Origin of the sequence: Desulfuromonas sp., assembly GCA_002869615.1 — a bacterium.
GTDB lineage: Bacteria > Desulfobacterota > Desulfuromonadia > Desulfuromonadales > UBA2294 > BM707.
This window is the reverse complement of sequence record PKUH01000027.1, coordinates 1-4,896: the sequence shown is the minus strand read 5'-3', so window position 1 is coordinate 4,896 and position 4,896 is coordinate 1. Positions and strand designations below refer to the sequence as shown.

Sequence of the window (4,896 nt, the reverse complement as noted above, 5' to 3'; positions counted from 1 at the left end):
GCTGACGTTTTTAGGCTTAATTTTTCCCATGGCAGCCAACAGGACAAGACGGAGATCATCCGCCGGATCCGCCAGGCTTCAAAGAAAAGGCAGCGGGCGGTGGCTATCCTCGGCGATTTGCAGGGGCCGAAAATCAGGACCGGCCTGATGGCCGGTGGTGTGATGACGCTTCGGGCCGGAGAAGAGGTTACGATTACGACCCGTGAGGTTGAGGGGAGTGGCCAGCTGATTCCGACAACCTACCGGCAACTGCCGCAGGATGTGCGCAAGGGCGATAAGATTCTGCTTGACGATGGTCTGCTTGAACTCGAAGTGACCGCAACCGGAGCCGAAACCGTAACCTGCCAGGTTATCGTCGGTGGTACGCTCAAGGATCGCAAAGGGATAAACCTGCCCGGGGTTGACGTTTCGGCACCGGCGCTGACCGACAAGGATATAGCCGATCTTGAATTTTGCATCAAAGAAGGCGTTGACTACATCGCGCTCTCGTTTGTCCGTACAGCCGCCGATGTTGTTGATCTGAAAAATCGGCTGGCCGCAGAAAAAGCGAGCATCAGCCTGATCGCCAAAATTGAAAAGCCGGAAGCGGTCGAAAATTTTGATGATATTCTTGAAGCAGCGGAAGGTATCATGGTTGCCCGCGGCGATCTCGGTGTTGAAATACGACCGGAAAAGGTACCATTGATCCAGAAAAGCATCATCCGTAAATGCAATGCCGCCGGCAAGCCGGTTATCACCGCGACCCAGATGCTCGAGAGCATGGTTGTCAATCCCCGGCCGACCCGGGCCGAGACTTCGGATGTCGCCAACGCTATTCTCGACGGGACCGATGCCGTCATGCTTTCGGCAGAAACCGCCTCGGGGAAGTATCCGGTCGAAGCGGTCCGGTTGATGGTCAGGGTCGCAGTCGATGTCGAAACCGATTCGCAGCTGTTGTCGAGAGGCTTCCACCCGATCTCGGAAGCCAAGGGCTACCGGGAACTCCCGGAAGCGATCGGACAGGCTGCCTGCCGGACGGCCGAGGCCGTTGAAGCGTCAGCTATTCTCGCCTTTACCCAGACCGGCAGCACGGCGGCGCTGGTCGCCAAGTATCGCCCCTATCTGCCGATTTATGCGGTCACTCCGACCCAGGCGGTACGCCGGCGCATGGCTCTTTATCGCGGGGTCCGCTCGATCCGGGTCGACATCGAAGGTGATACCGAGGCGCAGATCCGGTCGGTCGAAAAAGCGGTACTCGATTCGGGCGAACTCGAGCGTGGTGATGTCGTCGTCATTACCATGGGCAGCCCGGTGTCGGATCCGGGAACGACGAACCTGATGAAGGTTCACCGCCTGGGAACCGGACCCTTTTTCGAAGTTTATTGATGGTTTCGATGCAATATCTATCCGGAGTATGTTGAGATTGAAAAAAGCAGTGGTCCTTTACAGCGGCGGTCTCGATTCGACGACCTGCCTGGCGATTGCCAGAAGCGAAGGGTTCTCACCTTGCGCCCTCTCCTTCTCCTACGGCCAGCGTCACTCAGTTGAACTCGTCAAGGCGAAAGAGTATGCCCCCCGGATCGGAGCGGTTGAGCACCGGGTGGTCGATATCGATCTGCGCCAGTTCGGCGGCAGCGCCCTGACCGCCGACGTCGAAGTTCCGAAAGGCCGGCCGATCGATGATGCCATCCCGGTGACCTATGTCCCGGCACGCAATACCATCTTCCTCTCCTATGCCCTGGCCTGGGCCGAGGTTCTCGGGGCGAATGATATTTTTATCGGCGTCAATGCCCTCGATTACTCCGGTTATCCCGACTGCCGGCCGGAATATATTGCCGCCTATGAAGCAATGGCCAACCTGGCAACGAAATCGGGAGTTGAGCAGAAAGGCTTGAAAATCCATACGCCACTGATTAGCTTGACCAAGGCAGAGACGATCACTCTCGGGACCAGCCTTGGTGTCGACTACAGCCTGACCCACTCCTGCTATGACCCGACCGCCGACGATCTTGCCTGTGGCACCTGTGATTCCTGTCAATTGCGACTCAAGGGTTTTCGCGAGGCCGGTTACAAAGATCCGGTTGCCTACGCTATCGAGGTTGAATGAATATGAGCCAGATGCCCGACTTACAGAAAACGCGCGATACCCGCAATATCGCGATCGACAAGGTTGGAGTCAAGGATATCCACTATCCGATCGTTGTTATGGATCGGAGCCATGATAAGCAGCATACGGTGGCGCGAATCAACATGTATGTCGATCTGCCCGAGCACTTCAAGGGGACTCACATGAGTCGCTTCATCGAGATTCTCAATCAGCATCGCGGCGAAATTACGATCCGCAATATGGACAAAATTCTCGCGCAGATGAAACAGCGGCTCGAAGCAAGCAGTGCCCATGTCGAAATGGAGTTCCCCTATTTCATCGAAAAGGAAGCCCCGGTCTCAAGGGCCAAAGGGCTTATGGAGTATCAATGCCGATTGCATGGACTGCTCGATGAAAACGAAAAAACCGACTTTGTTCTCGGCGTCACTGTCCCGGTCACATCACTTTGCCCCTGTTCGCGTGAAATCAGCACGCGCGGTGCCCACAATCAGCGCAGCGAAGTCCGCGTCGATATCCGGATGGAGCGCTTTATCTGGATCGAAGAGCTGATCAGCTGGGTTGAAGAGTGCGGCAGTTCTCCGGTTTACTCGCTGCTCAAGCGGGAGGATGAAAAGGCGGTCACCGAGCAGGCCTACGATAATCCGATGTTCGTTGAGGATATTGTCCGGGCCGTCACCCAGAAACTGAGCAGTATCGAGGGGATAGAGTGGTTTCGCGTTGAGTGTGAAAACTTCGAATCGATCCACAACCATTCGGCCTATGCCATGCTCGAACGGTAGCACCCCTTCTGTTGATAACTCTGTGGAAACAGTGGAAAACCCAAGTCGAAACAAAAAGTTGGCAATAAACAGCAGTAAACCGGGGCCGCACCTCGGGGTTTTTGTCAAGACGCCGGTTGCCGGTCAGGTCAAGACCCGGTTGACCCCACCACTGCAGCCGGAGGAATCGGCCCGGCTCTATGCCGTAGCGATGCAGGAAACGATCTCGCGTTTTGCAACCGCCGGTTTCAGTGTCGTCCTTTTTTATGCCGGTGCATGCGACTATTTTGACCAGAACTTCAGCAGCTTTCCTCTTTATCGCCAGGCCGATGGTGATCTCGGGGTGCGTATGCGCGAAGCTTTTTTGCGGTTGTTAAGTACAGAATCGGGTCCGGTCGCCCTGATCGGCAGTGACAGCCCCGATCTCCCGGTCGCCCAGGTAAGAGGCGCATACAGGAAACTCGCCGAGCATGATGTGGTGACGGTTCCGGCCACTGACGGCGGCTACGTGCTGATCGGCTGTTCGCGTCCCTGTCCCGAGCTTTTCGACGATGTCAACTGGAGCACCGGTTCGGTTCTTGCGACAACCCGCCAGCGGGCCCGGCAATTTCAATTGCGCTACTGCGAGTATGGTGGCTGGAGTGATGTCGACGATATCGCCAGCCTGGCCGAACTGTTGCAACGCTCGCCCGACTCTGCCACGGCCCGGTTTGCCCGGCGGCAATTTGCCGCTTACCTGAGTCAATCGGAGTGAGACGTTGACTTGAAATGGGTGATGGCTGATAATTACAGGTATTCTATTTTTCCGAGGGAGGTCTGATTTTGGATCTGATTATGGGCGCTGGCCCGATTGTCAAGCTTGTCCTGCTGATTCTCGTTCTGTTTTCGGTCGCATCCTGGGCCATCATCTTTCTCAAATTCAAGATGATTCACAGGGCGGCAAAGGATTCGGAAGCGTTTCTCGAGTTTTTCTGGAGCAAGAAACGGTTCGACCTGATTCAGCAGAACCTGAAAACGTATGCCCAGTCACCGCTCACCGTACTGTTTCGTGAGGGTTATCATGAACTGGCCAAGAACCAGCGCAATCAGGAAGGCGATGACCCCTCCTTCGGCATCGATTTGCGTGGTGCCGACAGCGTCGGCCGGGCCCTGCGGCGGGCGACCACCCAGGAGATTCATCGGCTCGAAAGATATCTCCCTTTTCTCGCAACCACCGGTTCAACGGCGCCGTTTATCGGGCTGTTCGGCACAGTCTGGGGGATCATGGATTCCTTCCGCAGCATCGGCCAGACCGGATCGGCCTCGCTGGCCGTTGTTGCACCCGGAATCTCCGAGGCGCTGGTGGCGACGGCGATCGGACTGGTCGCGGCGATCCCGGCGGTTGTCGCCTACAACCATTTCATCAGCAAGGTTTCGGTTTTGACCGGCGAGATGGATAATTTCTGCCAGGAGTTCCTCAACATCATCGAACACATGAGCCGGAGAAAATAGATGGAAGTCGGCAGTCGCGATACCGGCAGTCGCCGCACCCTGTCGCAGATCAACGTCACCCCGTTTGTCGACGTTATGCTGGTGCTGCTGATTATCTTCATGGTGACGGCACCGATGATGGAGCAGGGTTTCGATGTCAACCTGCCGGAAGTTGAAAATGCGCCCGGTATCGCCAGCAAGGAAGAGCCCGTTGTGGTTACCGTCGACCGGCGTGGCCGGATTTCGATCGGGCAATCCCGGGTCAATACCACAGCCAAGCTGATTCCGCTCCTCAAGCAGGTGATGAAGGAGCGCAAGGATAAAAGCGTACTCCTTGAGGCCGATCAGGCGGTCGCCTACGTTGAGGTGATGCAGGTGATGGCGGCGGTCAAAAGCGCCGGTATCTCGCGGGTCGGCATGGTGACCCAGCAGCCAAAGAGATAACGGAGTCCCCTGCGAATCGATATGTCCGGAAATCGTTTTATACGACGTGGCGTTCCGACCGACATCGAGCCAAAACTCGGTCGCGCCTTTCTGATTTCATCTGGTCTGCATGTCCTGTTGTTTCTCCTGTTCTCCGGC

6 protein-coding genes are annotated in these 4,896 nt (G+C 56.3%); all 6 read left to right on the top strand.

The window, feature by feature from the left end; genetic code table 11:
• Positions 1-1,365, top strand: a 1,365-nt coding sequence (gene pyk, locus C0623_03890) for a pyruvate kinase (protein ID PLY02425.1), incomplete at its 5' end; no start/stop codon positions are given.
• Positions 1,366-1,393: 28 nt separating this feature from the next.
• Complete coding sequence (queC, locus tag C0623_03885; GenBank protein PLY02424.1) at positions 1,394-2,086, top strand: 7-cyano-7-deazaguanine synthase QueC; 693 nt, start codon at positions 1,394-1,396, stop codon at positions 2,084-2,086.
• 2 nt (positions 2,087-2,088) lie between these two features.
• Positions 2,089-2,865 carry a GTP cyclohydrolase I FolE2 gene (locus C0623_03880; GenBank protein ID PLY02423.1) on the top strand — a complete coding sequence of 259 codons (777 nt, stop codon included), beginning with the start codon at positions 2,089-2,091 and terminating at the stop codon, positions 2,863-2,865.
• The gene (locus C0623_03875; protein PLY02422.1) at positions 2,846-3,598 is read left to right on the top strand and encodes a hypothetical protein; all 753 of its coding nucleotides are present in this window, start codon (positions 2,846-2,848) and stop codon (positions 3,596-3,598) included. Before C0623_03880 ends, C0623_03875 begins: the two co-directional genes overlap by 20 nt.
• Before the next feature lie 68 nt (positions 3,599-3,666).
• On the top strand, positions 3,667-4,335 hold the full coding sequence (gene tolQ, locus C0623_03870) for a protein TolQ (protein ID PLY02421.1): 669 nt from the start codon (positions 3,667-3,669) through the stop codon (positions 4,333-4,335).
• Complete coding sequence (tolR, locus tag C0623_03865) at positions 4,336-4,758, top strand: protein TolR (GenBank protein ID PLY02420.1); 423 nt, start codon at positions 4,336-4,338, stop codon at positions 4,756-4,758.
• The last annotated feature ends 138 nt before the right edge of the window (positions 4,759-4,896 follow it).